The following is a 2,570-nucleotide window of genomic DNA, read 5'->3' as shown; positions in this document are numbered from 1 at the left end:
AGATGTTGGCAGGAAAATCATCATTGGAGCGATTAAACATGTTATCTTCCTGTGATCAACAGCCACGTGCAGCTATTCATCCAATTGGTCAGCGATGATCCCAGGACGCTGCAAACGGCCGGCGTCTTCGAGTTCATCATCGGACGGCAACATGCCAATCCGGTTGTCGGAGTCGAGCTGACGAACAACCAGGTTGTCGAATTCGATCGATTGCCCGTTAACGGTGAATCCGAACTTCGTTTTTGTCGGATGGGCAAAGCCCGGTGACTTCAGGTGGGTGACTAGGTCATCATCAAGAAATGCCTTCATGACATCGCCGCGAATTCGGATACGCAGTCGATGCCATTCGTTTTGCTTGATCGTGACCTTTGCCGACGATCGAGTCTGATCCATCAAGTTTTGCAAGGCCGCAGTTGCCGCTGTGGAAAGATTCTTGTCCTGCCGTTGTTTGCGAACTTCCAGGTTCATGGAACCCGTCTTGTCGTCACTAATCATCAGGGATTTTGCAAACACCGATGCGCGACAAATGTGGCCGGCGTGAACCGATTTCTCCCGGGCATCGTCAATCACGAGATTAAAACTTTTGCCGCCTGCAAAGCGGAAGTCGAATTGAATATCGACATCACCAAAATCCAACTCGGTCCGAATCACAGCGCCGTGGTCGTCCTTGGTCTGCTTCCCAATCAGCACACCATCTTTGACTTTCCATGAGTCATCATGACCGCGTGCTGTCGTGTAATGATCGCCGATTTCGTCGCGGCCCTCGTAGTCGTCTTCAAAGGTCGTGCCCCTGTCAGCGTTTCTCATGTCTCCGGCTTGCGGATGCGGCTCATTTTCTACGCTAGGTGCATGCTTCCCATGCAATTTCTGATCGAAACGAGGCAAGATCGCCAACAGCTTGTCCCGCTCGGCACGATGTTCGGCAGACACAGTTGTCCAGTCTTCGATCTGTGGGAAGCTGATCAGATCATCGGGCGTTTGCTCGACGTCCCACCATTTGCCTCGACCATCTCGCATCACTTTCGTGCCGCGAATGATCTGCTCGGCATCCTTGTAACCATACAGCCATTGGCGATGCTGCTGCCGGTCGCCAAATAAAAACGGAACCAGACTCTCGCCGTTGACTTCATACTCGGCAGGCAGTTCCGCCCCGGTCAATTCGGCGATCGTCGGCAAAAAGTCTGACATGTTGACCAACACATCCTGCTCGCCTTGTTTCGTCAAACCCGGTGCCGAAACGATCAGCGGGACGTGTGTTCCCTTTTGACGGTCCGTGCTGTTTTTCCCGTAGCCGCCCGTTCCGTTGTCAGCACAGAAGATGAAGATTGTGTTGTCAGCGATGCCGAGTTCATTCAACTTGTCTTGGTACAACCAAGCCTGGTAATCGAGATAGTTGATGTGGGAGTACACGCCCGGTTCGGTCACCGTGCCATGCGTATCATAGTTACCCGCGTCGCCGCTGATCCTAGGCTCAGTTCGGATGTACTTTTCGCCGTCCCATTTCACCACAGGCGTTCCCGGCCAACTGCTTTTTGAATCGGGGTGGAGCCAATCGAATCCGTCATGACCAAGATGAGTGGTGTGGTAAACGAAGAACGGTTTGTCCGCTGCGACCTGTTGCTCCATGAAGTCGAAGATGAAATCGAGTTCCACATCAGGACCGTACGTGCCGAGACCAAAATCGGCTTGGGATGCTGCTGTGTTCGGCCACCACTGCAATTCCTTGTCGCCATGATTCATCAATCGTACGTGCGGATACCAGTACCAACCGTGCTGTTGGTAAGTGTCAACCGGTTGTCCGGTGTCGGCGTTGCGCAACACCTTGTTCCCATCCGATTTGTCGATCACTAACTTAAAATCGGTGAACGGGTTATCCGTGTCGCTCAGGTTTCCGGGGGTAAAGCAACCCTGATCAAAGCCAAAGCGATTCAGGTCACCCGCCATTTGTGTTTTGCCCGCCCAATAAGTTCCATAGCCGGCTTGCTGAGCGATGTGGCCGATCTGATGTGGCGAACTGAGGTAGAGGGGCCAAGTGACTTCCCGGCCTGTTTCGTTCACATACTTTCCTTTGGACTTATTGCCCCACCATTTGTGCTGATGCGCGTACCGGCCAGTCATCATCATTGCGCGGCTGGGAGAGCAGACGACCGACGCCCATGCGGTTTTGATCCAGCAACCTTCATTCGCAAGCCGATCGAGCACGGGCGTGGAAGCGCGATATTTTGGGTCGCTGGTGTCGCCCCGCAATGGCGGACTCCAGACCGACGAACCGTAGACCGGCAACTCGCGAGCGCTGATGTCGTCCGCGAAGACGAGGATGATATTGGGGGTCTCGGCAGCACGCAGCGAAACCGGCTGGATCACAAGCAACAAAAACGCGGCGAACAAAGTCCGCGCAAGTTGACGTGCCTTCTTCTTGCCGTCGGCACCAGGGGCAGAGTTACTGCAAATAACCGTGGCAGATTCGACTCGGGGGTCCCCGGGCACAGTATCAAGTCGCTTCTTCTGAGTAACGGCGTTCATCGGTTGATTCATGGGTAATCTTCCTGATGCATCAGGATCTGCACGGA

The 2,570-nt window shown here is 53.9% G+C and carries 1 protein-coding gene; it reads right to left on the bottom strand.

Translation table 11 applies throughout. From position 1 onward, the window contains the following. Positions 1–72: 72 nt before the first annotated feature. On the bottom strand, positions 73–2,535 hold the full coding sequence (locus tag RMSM_RS36530) for a sulfatase-like hydrolase/transferase (RefSeq protein WP_008693610.1): 2,463 nt from the start codon (positions 2,533–2,535) through the stop codon (positions 73–75). Positions 2,536–2,570 lie beyond the last annotated feature (35 nt).

The organism is Rhodopirellula maiorica SM1 (genome assembly GCF_000346295.1).
GTDB classification, from domain to species: domain Bacteria; phylum Planctomycetota; class Planctomycetia; order Pirellulales; family Pirellulaceae; genus Novipirellula; species Novipirellula maiorica.
Note: the sequence above shows the minus strand (reverse complement) of the source record. Positions and strands in the feature narration are given on the sequence as shown.